Source organism: Methylophaga sp. (assembly GCF_048266885.1).
Taxonomy (GTDB): domain Bacteria; phylum Pseudomonadota; class Gammaproteobacteria; order Nitrosococcales; family Methylophagaceae; genus Methylophaga.
In genome coordinates, this window is record NZ_JBLWYR010000006.1 from 84992 (window position 1) to 103279 (window position 18288).

The following is an 18288-nucleotide window of genomic DNA, read 5'->3' on the forward strand; positions in this document are numbered from 1 at the left end:
ATGAGGTATGCCATCAGGAGAATTGCTGCAATCTTGCTGAAGATAAATAGTGTGTAAGCAACGAGTGGCCATTTTTTATGAGAAAGCAACTTCAGTTTATGCACTTTAATGACGCGAAAACTGTAAAAATGCACCAGATAAGTTCGTTATGACCACTAGTCTTTTCGCATACAGGAACAACCTATGTTAGAAATGAAAAATCAGTCATGGGGAGAAGATTATTTTTTCGAATCCTTTCCCAGCTCGCCGATTCGTCGCTTTCGATTACTGGGGCAGCAAGCGATAAAATTTAAGCTTAAAGCGGGAGATAGACTGGAAATTTCCAGTCAGGATAAAGCTCAAGGCTGTGAATTGATTGTTTTGGATTCACAGGGTAAGTCTGCCCCGGAATTACTGGATTCTCGTATGCCCGTCGCAGCGTTAGCAATCCAACAGCAGCTCCTACAGGATGGTTCAGCAGCAGATAAATTGCGTAGTCAACTGGCAAGCTGGCAACTGGATGCAACGCACCTTGAACAGGTTTTATCGATATCAGGCAGTGAAGCTGCGGCTCTTAAAGCTATCCGTGATCTAACTGTGGTGGTCGCTGCAGCTGGTGCAAAAATGACTGTTGATGAACAAAATCCGGTGACCGAGGTTGATATTACGATTACCTATGCAGATCAGACGGAATGCCCATTGCCTGAACCGTTGGGCCCAATAAAAACTGAATTGCGAATTCCACGCGCCTCAGCCCGAACCTATGAAGTCAAAAAAGGTGAATGGATTCAGATTATCGATGTCGCCGGTAAACAGTGTTCTGACTTTGTCGCTTTCGATAAACAGGCATTAGATCAGGGTACTGAAATCCCTTTGGATGCGACTTCGACCAGAACAGTAATAGGTCTTAGCAACCCGGTGCCAGGTCTGCATTCACGTTTTCTTGCCACTGATCTGATGTCGATGGTTGAAGTCGTTCAAGATACCGTCGGTCGACATGACAGTTTCCTGTTGGCCTGCACACCAAAATATTATGACGACAGCGGTTATTTTGGTCATATCAGCTGTACCGAAAACTTTAACCGGGTACTGGCCCCTTTTGGTATCGCTCCGCGTGCTGGCTGGCCAGCGATCAACTTATTTTTTAACACGGCGATTGATGAATCAGGTGCCGTATTTATGGACGAACCCTGGTCACGTGCCGGAGATTATGTGTTATTCCGTGCTGATCGGGATCTCGTGTGCGCCTCCTCAGCCTGTCCGGATGATATTGATCCAGCCAATGGCTGGCATCCCACCGACATTCATGTACGAATTTATGGTGCCGAACAACATTTTCCTCGCGCCATTGCCCACCGAACCACTTCTGAGGAGTTACCTCGCATGACCAAAGCTTCCGGCTTTCATAGCCGAACCTCTGAGCTCACTAAAAAGTTTATCGACTATGCCGGCTATTGGGTTGCCACTGAATATAATGGCTGGGGTGCCAATGCTGAATATCTGGCCTGTCGTGAACGAGTCGCCGTGCTGGATTTATCAGCATTACGTAAATTTGAAGTTGTCGGTCCTGATGCTGTGGCCTTTTTACAATATGTGTTAACCCAGAATGTCAGCCGTATGGCGATTGGCGAAATTGCCCACTCGGCAATTTGTCTGGAAACCGGCGGCATGATTGATGATGGCACCATCTTTCGGATGGGTGAGCAGGCGTATCGCTGGATTTGTGGGGCGGAATATACAGGCGTTTGGATGCGGGAAAAAGCTCAGCAAAAAGGCTTTAAAGTCAGTATTCGCAATGCGACTGAACAACTGGATAATCTGGCAGTGCAAGGACCAAAAAGCCGCCAATTACTAAGCAAAATAGTCTGGACTTCGGATAGTCAACCTAGTGTTGAAAAACTCAAATGGTTTCACTTCACCATTGGTCGCCTTGGCGGTCCGACCGGAATTCCGTTGATCATCTCGCGAACCGGTTATACCGGTGAGCTGGGTTATGAAGTCTGGTGTCATCCGGATGATTCGCCAGCTGTATGGGATGCAGTCTGGCAGGCTGGTCAATCTTATAACATTGCGCCAATGGGTTTTGATGCTCTTGACATTTTGCGTATTGAAGCCGGTTTGAGTATGGCTGATCATGAATTTACCCACGACACCACCCCTTTTGAAGCAGGTACCGGATTCAGCGTACCGCTCAATAGCAAACAGGAAGACTTTATTGGCCGTGCCGCTTTGGCTCGCCAGACACCGGAAAGCCGTCACAAATTGGTTGGTATGGTTTTAGAAGGCGGTGATCCAGCGGCTCATGGCGATCACGTCTATAACGGCCGATTCCCGGTAGGAATTGTCACCAGTGCAACTTACTCACCGTTAATGGGTAAACAGATTGCTATGGTGAGAATAGCTCCAGACTTTGCTCATATTGGCACGCGACTCGAAGTCGGAAAACTGGATGGCCAGCAGAAACGGATTGCTGGTGAGGTAGTGAAATTACCGTTTTATGATCCCAAACGCGAAAAGCTGCTTTCCTGAATCAGGATGAATCACGGGGACAGCGAATTATTTTGCTGTCTCCAACTGCATTAACCAGCGTTTAAGCAGTTCAGCTAATTTTTCACGATCTTGCCGGTTCACTCCCTTTAATAAATCATGCTGCGTGTTGATATGCGCTGGCAATACCGCATCAACTTTGTCCTTTCCCTCTGCGGATAAAATGACCTGAACAGACCGCCGATCAGATTTACTATGTTCGCGTCGAATAAACCCTTTAGTTTCCAGCCGATCCAACCGACTGGTCATCGCTCCGGATGTCAGCATCATGCTTTGATATAACTCAGAGGGTGTCAGGCTATAAGGTTTACCAGAGCGTCTTAAGGTAGCCAATACATCAAACTCCCCTTGGCGTAAATCATGTTGATCATGGCAATGTAGAATATCGTTATCGATATATTTGTCGAGTTTGGCCAATCGCCCCAAAATAGCCATTGGTAATAAGTCTGCTTCACTATTTTCATTACGCCACTGCGTGATTATTGTATCGACACTATCTGACTGCATAGTTTCTATTTTCTTAGCCATAAATTTATCTCGACATAAAGATTCTTTACATCATACAAAATTGACTTTAATATGCAACTATCTTTACATCAAGATAAATACCTTTCACCTGTCAGATTATAAAGAAAAGGGGCTATATGTTTACCAATACTGACACATATTCTGCGTTGCAGAAAATCATCCTAACCGCTGTCATAGTATTGGTTGCAATGAATTTACGGCCCATTCTGGCTTCAGTTGGACCGTTACTTCCCGCCATACAACAGGACATTGCATTAAGCTTTAAACTTGCGTCATTACTCACAACATTGCCAGTTTTTGCAATGGGTCTGTTTTGTCTTGCTGGTTACAAATTGGCTCATCGCTTTGGCTTCAATCAAATCATAATTTTTTCGATTCTAATGTTAGTTTTAGCAGCTGGCTTAAGACTTTGGGCCTTTGACGCCAGTAGTTTGATTGTCACTGCTTTGTTAGCCGGTTTGGGTATTGCGTTGATCCAGGCATTGATGCCGATGGTGATCAAGAGTATCTATGGGGCACAACACCCCAAAATAATGGGACTTTATATCACCGGTATTATGGCTGGCGCAGCGATATCGGCCTCACTTTCACCCTTTATTGAAGCCAAATACGGCTGGAAAATGGGGTTGGGTAGCTGGAGCCTGCTTGCTATCCTCGCCTTTATAGCCTGGATGATTTTTAAACCTGATGCTAGACGTTTTCTTGAATCAGATACATCAAACACTATTGCAACTCCTGGATTGTGGCGAAATAGACGAAGTTGGTATCTGGCGATCTTTTTTTCGCTGGGTTCTAGTGGTTATGTCTGTGTTTTGGCCTGGTTGTCCCCCTACGCCATTGAACAAGGTTTTACTGCCACACAAGCTGGCCTGATGCTTGGTTTGTTAACGGCGATGGAAGTCGTGGCCGGTTTAGTATTCCCTGCTCTTTCAGCGAAAAATATAGACCGAAGATGGATTCTCTATGTGTTATGTGTGCTACAAATCATCGGTTTTGGTGGTATGGCTATCATGCCGGATATTAACCTGTGGCTTTGGTCAGCAATAGCTGGATTAGGCATTGGAGGAATCTATCCAATGGCAATCATTGTGTCCATGGACCATCATTCTGACTCCATGATCGCTGGTAAACTCGCAGGCTTCGTACAAGGCGTTGGAGCTATGATCGCCGCTATTGCCCCGTGGATTGCAGGCTGGATCCGTGATTCATCAGAAAGCTTCAGTATTGCCTGGATTTTACTGGCTGGGTTAGGCATTGTAGGCTTAATCATGGCAACGGCTTTTAATCCGCAACGTTATAACGCCATTTATTCACACAACAGCTCCTGATTTGTCAGATACCAATAAGCATTCATGTTCAATTCTTAGTTATATCCGCGCAAATGAAACCAATTACACCTTAAGCAGTCACCTCTGGAGTCATATTTTATCTTGCATGGGCAATGGCACCCTGCATGACGATGACGTCTTTCAATATCCATAAATACAGTTGGGGTAATTATCAATATTACCTTCAACGTTGTAAGGTATTGTTTTATTTATTAAATTTTAGAGGTGATAATTTATGGCAGAATCAGCGAAACGCAGCTTCAATCCCGATAAAGGTTACATTGCATTATTAGGCTGGAGTCTGAACGCTGTTGAAGCTGCCGAATCATTTGACCGGCAATACGTTGTTGTCGCGCCTGATTGGGCAGAAGAATACTGCACCGAGCACAACATTCCCTATATCAAATGGAATTTTGAACGACTCAATGATCGTTCACTGGAAATAGCCCAAACACTGCAGGAAGCCGGTGTGGATGTGGCAATTCCATTATTTGAAGAAACGGTTGAATGGGCTGGTGCAATTAACTCGGTATTAATGCATAACCCCAGATTATTCGGTCAATCGCTGTTATTACGCGATAAAGCATTGATGAAACGTCGTGCTCAGCTGGGCGGCATTCGGGTCGGTATTTTCGAAGAAGCCCATGATAAGGCGGATGTGGTGCGTTTCCTTAAACGTGTCAATCAGACCTTGCTCAAACTGGATGGCGATCCCAATGATCCAATTCATCTGAAAGCCTTTGATAAAGCCGGTTGTCTTGGTCACCGTGTTATTCGGACTCCTGATGAAGTGGATATGATCCCCGATGAAGAGTTTCCGGTATTGATGGAATCGCATCTGGATGGCTGGGAATTTGCTGTTGAAGCCTGGATCCATAATGGCAAAATTCGTTTTCTGAATATTTCGGAATATGTCACCTTAGGTTATTCAGTGTTTGTACCGGCCACGCCCAAGCTCGAACACTATCGTCCGGAAATAACCAGACAGATTGAAAAGCTGATTAAAACGTTTGATATTGAATTTGGCTTTGTGCATCCGGAATACTTTGTCACCAGTGATGGTGAAATGTACTTTGGTGAAGTGGCCTATCGCCCACCCGGCTTTAAAGTATTTGAACTACTAGAGCGGGCATATGGTTTTAATGCTTACCACGCCTTGATACTGTCTTTCGATCCAAAAACCACGGAAGAAGAAATCAGCAGTTTCTTCCCCAAAGAAGTGGTGGATGCTAAAGGTGTTGCAGGTTGTTTTGGGGTTTACCCTCGTCGCCGGGTGGTCAGTCGTTTGGAAATTCCACAGGAAACCGAAGATCATCCCTATTTCGATTTTCATGAATTGACTGCACCATTGGAAGAAACCGTCACCAAACGTACCGCATTTGGTACTCATTGGGGATTGTTATATTTCTTTGGCGATGATCCGGTCGTCATGCGTGATTTACTAAAAGAACAGGAATCTTTGGATTTCTATATTTAGTCAATTACTCTAGGGCTTGTTGATCTTTCATCTCCATCTCTGTTGTGAGCTGAAAAAGCGTCAATCAAGGCACGAGGAGCGCCTTTTAGTTATTCTAAATAAGCGACGAGCAACGTAGAGTGGCGCTTTTTCAGTCACAACCCGAAGGGCTGGGGCTATTTTTCCGCCCTACGGCGTTGGAAATGACTTATGTAGAACAACTACATCGCATCATTTCCGCCTTGTAGGTCGAAAAAATAGCCTCCAGCAGTGTTGGATATGAAAGATAAACAAGCCCTAAGCATACAAACAGTAAAAGCAGGTAAAAAGTTTGATTGAATCCAATGTCATTGAATATCCAGATCCGAATCAGTCCTTGTTGATTGAACGTCTGGATGGAGCCATTAAGCAGCTGGAACAGGCACCAAGTTTTAGCAAGCCCACCAAGGCTGGACGCTTGTTTGATACCGTCAAGCGGGTTTTACATGCCGATGGTGGCTTCAAGATTATTTCACAGCACATTGAGCGTATCGAAAAAGCGGGTGCGTTTGATAATTCAGATTATGCCAAACCGCAGATCTTGATACCGGCGCTAAGTGCGCCGGCATTGCTCAGCAATGATGTATACACCGTGATAATTGAAACCTTAAGTGAGTTACGGTTTTTGGCGGTGGTCAATCAAGAGTATGTTCATCCAGAAGTTACCGTAGAACAGGCACATCGTTTTCTAACTCAGGTACTGGCCGTTAATTTAAAACGTTTATTTTCAGCAGCCGATGAGGCAGAGCGGGAATTGCAGGGTCGTTTAGCTGAGATTAGTCGTGGCTTGTTGCATCATCTGGCAGAAAGCATCGGTTATGAGCAGGTCATAGACCAGTTAATTGATGAAATCTGGCGAATCCTGCAGCAACGACCTATTCAAGTCGATAGTGTTAAACAGATGGTGACGCAAATCGCTATCTGCAGACAGAATCCTGATATTGATATGGGCAACAGTGGTCAGGGCGCTGATCGACTGATCAGTAGTTTGTATGGTCCAACACAGGCCTGTCGAGAGGATCCTGGAGTCGAGATTTATCAGCAAAGACTGCAGGCTATGGACAATGCTGCCCTTCAATATGAGGCCAGTGGTTTTGCCCGTGCCATGCATGACACAGGTCTGGTGTCGCCCTATCATTCAGTCTTACTCAGACATTTATCGGAAGAAACCGATTATCTGTTAAGTGAGGCATTGGGCTTATCTTCCACGGGTCGAGATTGTTTGCTAAGTTTCAGCGAGTTGGTACGGGCATTGATTGCCAAAGCCATTCATCCTGAAACAGCACAAGGTGTTTACGGTCTTTCATTAATGCTAGAGCGTGGCATTCTTTATCAACCTGCTATGGCGCCCTCTTTGTGGCGACAATTATCGCTGCCTTTATCTCCAGCAGCAGAAGAACGTTTGAACTTGTTATTTGGCGATAATCCAAGTGCGAGTAGTCGATTACTGGAAGGCGTGTTATGTGTGCTTGGACAGCCGTTAGGCATAGGCCAAGGTAATAACCCGACCTGTCAGTCGGCCAGAGCAATGTCAATGTGGGCCTATAACGATCCGGATTATCTTTTACAGATGGTGGTGTGGGCGGCGCGTGATGATGAAATCATTATGCATTTTGAAGGCAAGGCCATTTCATCTCAAGACAGCCTTTCGGGTCTTGCCAGTCATTTACCAATGGATCTGGATCCAGTTTCACTAATCCTTGTACCGCATCTGGATCGGATTTATGCAGAAATGGGCCGTTGCTGTATAGATCGTGAAGGCGATCCCCATCGCTGGGTTAATCCGGAGTTTCATGGCTGGTGGTGTGGCCGCGGATTCAGTATTAATGTCGATGTTGCATCAGGCAAACTAATGCAGCTGGAAGTATTTCTCAGGCATTTCTACGCCAGTTATCACCCCTATTACAATGACAATCAGCCTTTGATTCACCCTCAACCGGCAGGTATTGCGGTAACCGATAGCGCACTGCGATTTGTTGGCTGGCATGCCATTACTATTTTGAGGGTGTCACTGGACCCAGATAATGTGATGCGGGTTTATTTTTATAACCCAAATAATGATAGCGGTCAGAATTGGGGCGATGATATTCAAGTCAGTACATCGGGATATTCTGAACGCTTTGGAGAGGCTTCATTACCTTTTGAAGAGTTTGCTTCACGTTTATATATTTTCCATTACGATCCACTTGAACCCGGTCAATTTGCTTTAGTGAGTTCAGAAGAATTGCAACGGGTTATTGATCGAATTCACCGTAGCTGGGGAGCCAGCCGCTTACCTGAGCTTAATGGGTAAATTAAGGCAGTTCAAAATGATCTTCATGATTGGAGCTTGAGGATAATTTGTTTTCATTATTAAGGTTCGCGAAGTTAAAAACCCGGTTACGGCCCATGTTTTTAGCTTGGTATAGTGCTTTATCAGCCTGATAAAACAGTTCATCTAAATCACTGTTGCCGTCCCACAGGGCAATACCAAGACTTACTGTTATGTTGATCTCATGCTCACGATAGCTAACATTCAGCGACTCAATGGCTGAACGAATACGTTCAGCAACGGCATTGCTTATATCGTGATCGGCACCAGATAGAAATATTAGAAATTCTTCGCCTCCCATCCTTCCAAATAAATCCCTGGGTCGGATAGCATTGTTGATAGGCTCAACAATCTCACGTAGCACTTTATCACCCGCATCATGCCCCAAATTATCGTTGACCATCTTGAAGTGATCTATATCAATCATAATGGCACTAGCTGTCTGATTGTCTAATCGTAGACGCTGTAATTCACGTTGAACTTCACTGAGAAAATGACGGCGGTTGGCAATACCGGTGAGTTCATCAGTAGCAGCACTCTTGGCCAGCCGATCATTCGCTTTTTGTAATGCTTGATTCACTTCTTTTAGGGCCAAAGTGCGTTCATTGACACGCTCCTCAAGAAATTGATTCTGTGCTTTTAGTGCATTTTCATGACGTTTTAGCTCATCACGCTGTTCTGCAATTTCCTGAATTAATAATGCTAAACCAATTGAAACAATCGCAATAATGGCAAGGTATTCCTGGGTAAGCAGTACAGCATTTTGCGGCATATTTACAATGAGTGGATGGGTACCAAGGAGTAAATGCTCTAAGGCAAAAACGGTTATTAAAGCAACCGTAGATGAGGCCCCGGCAACGCCTAGACGAATAGCGGCAATAATGCCAAGGAACACTAACCAAATTGGGGTGAAAAATAAAAAGGCTTTTTCATAGCTTTCAACGTTAAAGCTTTGATAACCAATGATAATGACTGCCAGCCAGAGTAATACAGCTTCTAGCAAAAAATATAATTTAAAGTGAGGAAATCCCGCTTGCATCCAACGTGCTAACACTACAATTAACGGGGTTAGTACCAGCATAGCCAGCGCATCACCAAACCACCATATTTGCCATAAGTTCAGATAACTTGTGTCAGTTCTACCCAGTAGTACATATACTCCACCACCCAACATGCCAGCCATAGAAGCCGATAAAAATGGGCCAAACACTAAAAAATAGGCACCATTTTTTAACCTATCAAAATTAAAATTCTGCCCACTTTTGCGTCGAATCAAAAACGCTGCTAATGACACTGAAAAGAGATTAATTAGCGCAAAACAAATTGCTGACCAGAGTGGAAAGGAAGGTGCAGAGGCAACTAATTCAGCAATAAAGCCTGCCACAGCAATATATGGAAGATAGCGATACGAATAAATTAAAAAAGCGGCCAGTAAAATCGCATTTGGTGGCCATAAAATGGCAATACCTTCAGGTGTTATGGTTTGGTGAATTGCGATTAAGGCCGCTAAATAATAAGCAATGCCAACCAACAACATCGATTTAATAATAGCCATATCAATATATCGACGGAGCGGTAAATCTGGTTTTGAACCGGTCATCATGAGAATGATAACGTTTATAAATTAGAGAACATCAGCGATAAACCGTTATCGCATGATAATTTGCTATAAATGCTCTATCTATCATGCTCCCCCCGGTTAAAAACTCGGGACAACATCGTTAAATAGAAATGCCCCATTAACCGTTTATAACAAAAGATAGACAATATTCCCACTAAACACTTTTAAATCTAAACTCTACAAAGTGTTTTTTATAGATTCCACCATAAAGACAGCAGCATCATTAACGCCACCAGTGAGCTCAGCATTGCGACAAATTTATTAAAATATGATGCTCTACTAATAAAATAACGCTTCGCCGACTTGGCTGACAAATACGCATAACTCATTTTTACGCCACCAATGGCCAAAAACGTCAGCAAAAAAATAACCACTGTGTCGCTCAGGGTTAACAGACTTAAATCCATCCAAGCTGGAAAAAAACCCATATAAAATAATATTGCTTTGTGGTCGGCCAACGTCACCATGACTCCTAATAAAAAACTGGATGTTAGTGATGCTGAATCTTCGACCTCGGAAGAAGACTTTTTCTGGTCAGAAAAACACCATAATCGCCAAGCTAACCAAAATAAATATCCGGCTGCCAGTAGACGAATAAGTACCGCCCATTTTCCTAGCCATGGCAATACCAGTGCCATGCCTAACAAAGCAATACTGATAAATATAATATCAACCAACACAATGCCAAATGTTGTCGCAGCACCATGCATGAAACCATAGGTAGCGGCTCTGGATGACACTACCAACACACTGATACTTGGGATGGCGGCGAGAACCGCTAAACTGACAAATAATCCCACAAGGGTTGGCAGAGTTAACGTTAATTCCATTTATAAAAACTTTGATAAAAGATTAAATATTCAGAAATAGTCTCAATTATCATTGATTCATTCAATATCAACCATAAGTGCTCTGTTAATCTGCCATAAAGACTATTCATTTTAGGATCACGGCTTCATTAAATAACATCATGACCAAGTTTCTTGACACCATTTCTGCTTTATCCCGCAGGCGTTGCCTTAATATAGCCTCGCTAGTGATGTTGTTACTGATGACTAGCTGTTCGCCGTTAACACCTCCTCCCCCCACCAATCAAAAAAATATTTGCCACATTTTTCAGCAGCAACCGAGTTGGTACGATTATGCAAAAGCTGCGGAACAAAAATGGGGCACACCTATTGCCACTCAAATGGCTTTTATTCAATTTGAATCTAGCTTTCAGAGTCATATCCGGCCAGTGGGAGAAAACATATTGGGCTTACTGCCATGGAACCGCCCTTCATCTGCTTATGGATATGCTCAAGCCCAAAATCCAGTTTGGCGGGAATATTTAGCTGATGAGGCTAGTCCACTGGCAAGACGCACACATATGAGATACGCAACCGATTTCATCGGTTGGTATAACCAACGTACCCAACACATGGTCAATATCGCCCTAGATAATCCCACACACCTTTATCTGGCTTACCATGAGGGGCAAACTGGCTACCGCCGGGGAAGTTATCAAAATAAGCCAAACGTTATGCATATCGCACGGCAAGTTGGAGAACGAGCCAAACTGTTTTCCAGCCAACTGTCTCAATGTGAAGCTGAATTTAAGTGCCATCGGTTTTATCAACTTGGACCGTTCTGTCAGAAATAGTCTTTTGTATGTGAGTTCAACCTATAAAAAAACCGACTGACGTCGGTTTTTTTATTCATATGAGAAATAGAGCCTTACTTATTGGTTAACCCACTCACCATTTGAATTACGGCAAGCTGTACCTTTGACTACTTCACGTTGGCCATCAATATAAGCATCCATTTCATACTCACGACATGGTTGATTATTAGTTTCATAGGTACGAGTCGGCGTAACACTATATTGTGCACCAGTATCAGGGTTATTCCACGAGTTCGAACGGCCGGTAGGTGTACTTTCCAATGTCTCATAAGTGCGGCGTCTATCTAACTCATCCATTTCACTACCGATATGACCGCCTACCATTGCACCTAAAATAGTACCGCCAATTATCGCGGCAGTCCTGCCCGTGCCACCACCCACATTTGAACCAAGCACACCACCGGCGACACCGCCAAGACCAGCCCCCACATTTTGTTTATTCATCTGACAACCAGCTAGACTGGTGGTTAATATCGCTGCAACCAAGACTGTTAAAAGGCTTTTCATCCGATCTCCTTATAATTATTTATTATCAATGACAATCTTTATGACTTTATTTTAACTGATTAAATTCGTGATTTTTGGATACAAAGCAAACCTTTACATAAACTTTCACTTTATAAAGACAGGCTCGCTAAATCATTCAGAGCCAATATTTGCAGAGATTTCAACACGGTTACGCCCTTTTTGTTTTGCCCGATACAACGCTCTATCAGCATCTAATAACAACAAATCCGGTATTTCACCTCGACCATCCCAACTACTAATACCGATGGAGATGGTTAAACTGCCTAACGCCTTATCTTGATAAATGATGGTTTTAGCTGAAATTTTTTCCAATAAGGTTTTTGCTCGCTCCAAAGCATCCTGAATGTTGGCTGCAGGCATCAATACCACAAACTCTTCGCCACCATATCGACAAGGTATATCTGTTTCACGAAAATGCTCCAACATCAATGACGCCACTATACGCAACGCCATATCGCCGGCCTCATGACCAAAACGATCGTTAAATTGCTTGAAATGATCGATATCACAAATTAACAACGAAATGGTTTGCTGATGACGTTGAGCAAGCTGCAATTCACGTTGCAGGGCATCATCAAAAAAGCGACGATTTTTTAAGCCGGTTAATGCATCTTCAAATGACATGATATGAAGATCTTCGCGCAGCTTGATGCCGCTCAACGTCACACTTAACCTGTCCATTGCTCGGAATATAAATTGTTCAATCGCCTGCTGAGTTTCTGGCGTTTCCGATAAAACATCTAACAACTCAAAGGTAATAAAAGTTTGTCTACCAAGCTGCAAATCATCAACCTCAATTCGATATTTATCTTGCAAAACCATATTGGGTGATAAATCAGCAAATTCATTGAACATGAAGGTACGCAGCGGTATAGGGGCGAAGACCTTATTTAATTCCTGACAAATCAGATTGCCCGCGTCCTGCAAACTTTGGCTGCGTTGTAATCGGCTGATTAAGGATTCCAGCCGTAAACTAAATTCATTAACCAATGCCAATTGATTCGCCCGCTGCTGTTCCAATTGCACATAATTTTGTAAAGAAGCTGTTCGTTCCGTCACCCTCTTTTCCAGCAACACATTTAATTCGGTTAAGGCCTGTTGGGTCTGCCGATAATGTCTCAATGAAATAACCACCAACACTAGAGCAAAAACTAATCCTCCATAAGCCAGTGGGAAATTAATCCAAGGCACCAAACCGTGTGCAACCACCATATCGATTAGGAAAAATATGGCATAAACACCAAACGCCCCCATCACCAAGTGTTGTTCAGTATTCATCAGCTTAAAATGATGGATGCAAAACCACAGCATCACGAGAAGTGTTATAACAAATAACATATCGAAAATCGGGTAAAAATAGGCTAAATGCCAGACACCAGACAACGATAATACTAGGCATAGCAATACATACATTATGTGCATTTGTGCTAGCCGTAGCATGACTTTGCCGCCTTGATTGACTAACCAATAATTCAAAATTAAGGCGATAAAGATCGGGATTGAAAAATAAGAGATGGCCGCCAGATAGGTCTTAGCCAATGGCATATAAATTAATAACTGTAGGGCCTGACTCTCGCCCAATAAATTTCCAGCACTGACTAGCGAAAATAATCCAAGATAAATGAATTCTCGGTTATCACCACGCATCGCTGAAAACGCAAATGCCAGCAAGGCTATAAAGAAAAAGAACGCCGCAATAACTAAATCGCCATGTGAATTATTTAATATGTTTAATATGGCACTCGAACGTTCCAGCAGTTTCTTTTCACCCCATAAACCAATATCAGTGTAATCAGAATAAACCCGAAAATATAATGTCTGCCCAGCGAAGTCATCTGGCAATCCAATAATATGCCAAGGCCAACCGGCATAATCGCCTTTTCCATCAGCATCAAACTCACCAAAACGATAAATTAACTGCTGCTCAAGATACACCTCGGCAATTAAATCAATGCTGGATATAAACACCACTGGATCAATTAATCTCATATCCGGCAGCGTGATGCGATACCAGATATTTTCTCTACCTTGACGATCAGGTGGATAGGTCGGCTGAGCTATGGTCTGCCAGTCAGCATGGTTTTTCTGGTCGGGTAACGTCCATTCCGGTTGCCCATTCACCATCGTCGAGTCACCCCAACGATATTCCCAATTTTTAAGATCTATTTGCTCAGATGTTGCTGCAAACAAAATGCCTGTTTGAAACCATACAAGCATGATCAGCATCAGACGAGTTACACGTCGAATATGAGAAAACGTTTGGATACTTGAGTCACTCATGGCGAGTTTTTCGAAATGTTTTACATTCCTAGATAAAAAAATACCCCTTTGCAGATTCAAAGGGGTATTCATTCTTATTAGCCCACCCAACGTCGGGCATTATGGAAGACTCGTAGCCAAGGAGCATCTTTGCCCCATTCATCCGGATGCCATGAATGTTGCACACTGCGAATCACCCGTTCAGGATGTGGCATCAGAATCGTTACACGGCCATCTGTTGTGGTGAATCCGGTGTGTCCATTTTCAGAACCATTTGGATTAAATGGATAACGCTCGGTTGGCTGTCCATAATGGTCAACAAAACGCATTGCCACCAGCGCATCACTCATACTGCCACCCTCTGAGAAATCAATGCGTCCTTCACCATGAGCAACAGCGATTGGCATGATTGAACCGGCCATATCCTGTAACAGAATCGATGGTGATTCGGTGATCTCAACCAGAGAGAAACGTGCCTCAAACTGTTCTGAAAGATTACGGCTAAAGCTTGGCCAATGATCACTACCCGGAATCAGTGATTTCAACTGTGAAAGCATTTGACAGCCATTACATACGCCAAGCGAAAAGGTGTCTTCACGAGCAAAAAATGCCGCAAACTCATCTCGTGCACGCGCATTATGAAGTACGGTACTGGCCCAGCCACGGCCTGCTCCCAATACGTCACCATATGAGAAACCGCCACAGGCAACCAGACCTTTGAAATCGGCCAGCGAAACCCGGCCTTCAACAATGTCACTCATATGTACATCAACGGAAGTAAATCCGGCATGATCAAATGCGGCGGCCATTTCCAGCTGGCCATTAACACCCTGCTCACGCAGAATCGCCATTTTTGGACGCTGTCCACTGATAATAAATGGTGCTGCAACTTGCTCTTTCAAATCAAAACTCAAGTTCGCATGTAAACCAGGATCCTGCTCATCGTCCAATGCAGCAAACTCCTGCTCAGCGCAATCGGGGTTATCCCGCAAAGCCTGCATACGGTAGCTGGTTTCAGCCCAGAATTTTTGTAATACCTGACGGCGCTGATTTAATACTTGTTCGTCATTAACGCTGATTTGAATCGTTTGATCTGCTGAGACTTCGCCAATTAGATGACTGTGTTTGCTTAAATCAAACTGCTGCAGAACTTCAAGTACAGCATCCTGATGTTCAGCCTTAATCTGGATGACGGCACCCAGCTCTTCGCTAAACAGCACTGGCAAGGCTTCGCCCAGTCCACTCAACTTAATATTCAGTCCGCAATGTCCGGCAAAAGCCATTTCACATAAAGTAGTGATAAGACCACCGTCACTGCGATCGTGATAGGCCAGAACCAGTTCGTCCTGTTTCAATTGCTGCATGGCCGCAAAGAAGTTTTTCAGGTTACGTGCATCATCTACATCTGGACCACGATGTCCGACCTGGTTATAAACCTGGGCCAGAGCCGAGGCTGCCAGACGGTTATGACCATGACCGAGATCCAGATAAATTAAACGGGTTTCACCCAGATCAGTACGCAGTTGTGGCGTTAATGTTTTGCTGGCATCGGTCACTGGCGCAAAGGCACTGATAATTAGTGATAAAGGCGAAGTCACTGCTTTTGTTTCACCGTTGTCATCCCAGACGGTTTTCATCGAAAGCGAATCTTTACCCACCGGAATGGCAATGCCCAGTTGCGGGCATAACTCCATACCAACGGCTTTCACAGTGTCATACAACAACGCATCTTCGCCGCTATGACCACAAGCCGCCATCCAATTAGCTGACAATTTAATATCACTGATTTTATCGATATCAGCCGCTGCGATATTGGTTAAGGCTTCACCAATCGCCATACGGCCTGATGCCGGTGCATCGATAACAGCTAAGGGTGTACGCTCGCCCATCGACATGGCTTCACCCAGCAAACCATGATGATCGGCCAGTGTGACCGCACAATCAGCAACAGGCACCTGCCATGGACCAACCATTTGATCGCGGGCAACCAAACCGGTAATGCTGCGATCACCGATGGTGATCAGGAAGTTTTTGCTGGCCACTGTTGGCAGTTTTAATACCCGTTCCAACGCATCGCTAACGTTAATACCGCTCAGATCCAACTCGGGTTTTGGTTTGCTGTGATGTTTAACATCGCGCAGCATTTTGGGTGGTTTGCCCAACAGCAGCGATAACGGCATATCGATTGGGTTATTTTCGAATTGCGCATCACCCAGCAATAAGTGCTGATCTTCAGTGGTTTCACCAACTATCGCCCATGGGCAGCGCTCACGTTCGCAAATCGCCTGAAACAACTCGACATCTTCCGGATTCACACCAAGAACATAACGCTCCTGAGACTCGTTACACCAGATTTCCATCGGTGACATGCCCGGTTCATCGTTTGGAATGACCCGCAGCTCAAAACGGCCACCACGGCCACTGTCGGCAACCAGTTCAGGGAACGCATTAGATAAACCACCCGCGCCAACATCATGAATCGAGACAATCGGGTTTTTGTCGTTTAACGCCACACAGCGATCAATAACTTCCTGGCAACGACGTTCCATTTCAGGATTACCGCGCTGTACTGAAGCAAAATCCAGTCCCTCTTCACTGGTTCCCGAAGCTACTGAAGAAGCCGCGCCGCCGCCCAGACCAATCAACATTGCCGGGCCGCCAAGCACAATTAGCTGGGTGCCGGGTTGCATAATGTGTTTTTCAACATGTTGCGGGCGTATGCTGCCAAGGCCACCTGCCACCATAATGGGTTTGTGATAACCACGTACTTCAAAGCCATTATCCGACGGGACTTTGGCTTCATAGGTACGGAAATATCCACAAAGATTTGGGCGACCAAATTCGTTATTAAATGCCGCGCCACCTAATGGCCCGTCAATCATGATTTGCAGTGCAGATGCGATACGGGCTGGTTTGCCGTAATCCGCCTCCCAAGGCTGTTCAAAACCCGGGATTTGTAAATTGGAAACCGAAAAGCCTGTTAACCCTGCTTTTGGTTTGGAGCCACGACCTGTAGCGCCCTCATCACGAATCTCTCCGCCGGCACCGGTTGCTGCACCGGGAAAAGGTGAAATAGCAGTTGGATGATTATGGGTTTCCACTTTCATCAGAATATGCTGCTGCTCGCCTTCGTAGCAGTAGTGATTGTCTTGCATATCGACCTGAAAACGATGACTGCGCGGGCCTTCGATAACCGAAGAGTTATCGTTATAGGCTTTTACCACGCCTTCAGGGTGTTGCTCGTGGGTATAACGAATCATATCGAACAGGCTGCGGTCCTGCGTTTTGCCATCAATGATCCAGTCAGCCTTGAATATTTTATGACGGCAATGCTCAGAGTTGGCCTGAGCGAACATCATCAGTTCTATGTCATTCGGGTTGCGGTTAAGTGTTGTGAAATTTTCAAACAGGTAATCAATTTCATCATCAGCCAGGGCTAGACCCAGGTTTTGATTGGCTGCAACCAATGCCTGACGTCCGCCGTTAAGGATATCTACAGATAATAATGGTCTTGGAGCTGTATGCATGAACAATTGTTCAGCATCTTCTTCATTATCAAACACACTTTCGATCATGCGATCATGCAGTTTCGCTGCAATAACAGAACGCTGTTCGCTGGTTAACGTAGATTTACTGGTGACATAAAATGCAATACCGCGCTCAACCCGAACGATATCGGTCAAACCACTGTTATGCACAATGTCAGTCGCTTTACTGGACCACGGCGAGATAGTGCCGGGACGTGGTGTAATCAAAAACAGGTTTTCCTGATCCTGCAATTTGCTGCTGCCCGGAGCGGCTTCAAGCATTTCCCCCAAAGTAGCGAGAGCCGTTTGGTCAAGTTGACCATCACCTTCCAATTCAGCGAAATAGTGGTATTCACTTCGTAACGCGTTCACTGAGGCTACTTCAGCGCGTATGGCGCGCAGCAATTTTTCAATTCGGAAAGCAGAGAAAGCCGGACGGCCAACCAATTGCAGCATTTGAAACCCAATTCAGAGAAAATGAAAGCGAATATGATACGTTATA

The 18288-nt window shown here is 44.5% G+C and carries 11 protein-coding genes; 5 read left to right on the top strand and 6 right to left on the bottom strand.

The genetic code is table 11. From position 1 onward, the window contains the following. The first annotated feature begins 183 nt into the window (after positions 1-183). Positions 184-2508 carry a DUF1989 domain-containing protein gene (locus tag ACN0V2_RS04435; RefSeq protein ID WP_417549585.1) on the top strand — a complete coding sequence of 775 codons (2325 nt, stop codon included), beginning with the start codon at positions 184-186 and terminating at the stop codon, positions 2506-2508. A 27-nt stretch (positions 2509-2535) separates the two neighbouring features. Here the strand turns inward: ACN0V2_RS04435 and ACN0V2_RS04440 are convergent, their stop codons facing one another. Next, the gene (locus ACN0V2_RS04440) at positions 2536-3054 is read right to left on the bottom strand and encodes a MarR family winged helix-turn-helix transcriptional regulator (RefSeq protein WP_417549586.1); all 519 of its coding nucleotides are present in this window, start codon (positions 3052-3054) and stop codon (positions 2536-2538) included. 116 nt (positions 3055-3170) lie between these two features. On the opposite strand from ACN0V2_RS04440, the gene ACN0V2_RS04445 reads away from it, so the two are divergent. The 3 genes from ACN0V2_RS04445 to ACN0V2_RS04455 all read left to right on the top strand — a co-directional run bounded on the left by ACN0V2_RS04445 (position 3171) and on the right by ACN0V2_RS04455 (position 8170). Then, positions 3171-4382, top strand: coding sequence for a cyanate transporter (locus ACN0V2_RS04445; protein ID WP_417549587.1), 1212 nt, complete (start codon positions 3171-3173; stop codon positions 4380-4382). A 235-nt stretch (positions 4383-4617) separates the two neighbouring features. Continuing rightward, positions 4618-5859 carry an ATP-grasp domain-containing protein gene (locus tag ACN0V2_RS04450; protein WP_417549588.1) on the top strand — a complete coding sequence of 414 codons (1242 nt, stop codon included), beginning with the start codon at positions 4618-4620 and terminating at the stop codon, positions 5857-5859. A gap of 310 nt (positions 5860-6169) precedes the next feature. After that, a complete protein-coding gene (locus ACN0V2_RS04455; RefSeq protein ID WP_417549589.1) occupies positions 6170-8170 on the top strand; it encodes a hypothetical protein in 2001 nt (666 codons plus the stop codon). A gap of 1 nt (position 8171) precedes the next feature. Here ACN0V2_RS04455 and ACN0V2_RS04460 read toward each other — a convergent pair whose 3' ends face one another. After that, positions 8172-9743 (bottom strand): diguanylate cyclase, encoded by a 1572-nt coding sequence (locus tag ACN0V2_RS04460; protein ID WP_417549590.1) that lies wholly within the window; start codon positions 9741-9743, stop codon positions 8172-8174. A 257-nt stretch (positions 9744-10000) separates the two neighbouring features. Beyond that, positions 10001-10639, bottom strand: a complete 639-nt coding sequence (locus ACN0V2_RS04465; protein WP_417549591.1) for a LysE family translocator — start codon at positions 10637-10639, stop codon at positions 10001-10003. A 140-nt stretch (positions 10640-10779) separates the two neighbouring features. On the opposite strand from ACN0V2_RS04465, the gene ACN0V2_RS04470 reads away from it, so the two are divergent. After that, a complete protein-coding gene (locus ACN0V2_RS04470; protein ID WP_417549592.1) occupies positions 10780-11451 on the top strand; it encodes a hypothetical protein in 672 nt (223 codons plus the stop codon). Between the two features lie 78 nt (positions 11452-11529). Here the strand turns inward: ACN0V2_RS04470 and ACN0V2_RS04475 are convergent, their stop codons facing one another. The 3 genes from ACN0V2_RS04475 to purL all read right to left on the bottom strand — a co-directional run bounded on the left by ACN0V2_RS04475 (position 11530) and on the right by purL (position 18242). Beyond that, the gene (locus ACN0V2_RS04475; protein WP_417549593.1) at positions 11530-11979 is read right to left on the bottom strand and encodes an RT0821/Lpp0805 family surface protein; all 450 of its coding nucleotides are present in this window, start codon (positions 11977-11979) and stop codon (positions 11530-11532) included. Between the two features lie 132 nt (positions 11980-12111). Continuing rightward, positions 12112-14280: a GGDEF domain-containing protein gene (locus ACN0V2_RS04480; protein ID WP_417549594.1), complete on the bottom strand. Its 2169-nt coding sequence runs from the start codon at positions 14278-14280 to the stop codon at positions 12112-12114. Positions 14281-14357: 77 nt separating this feature from the next. Then, complete coding sequence (gene purL / locus ACN0V2_RS04485) at positions 14358-18242, bottom strand: phosphoribosylformylglycinamidine synthase (protein ID WP_417549595.1); 3885 nt, start codon at positions 18240-18242, stop codon at positions 14358-14360. Positions 18243-18288 lie beyond the last annotated feature (46 nt).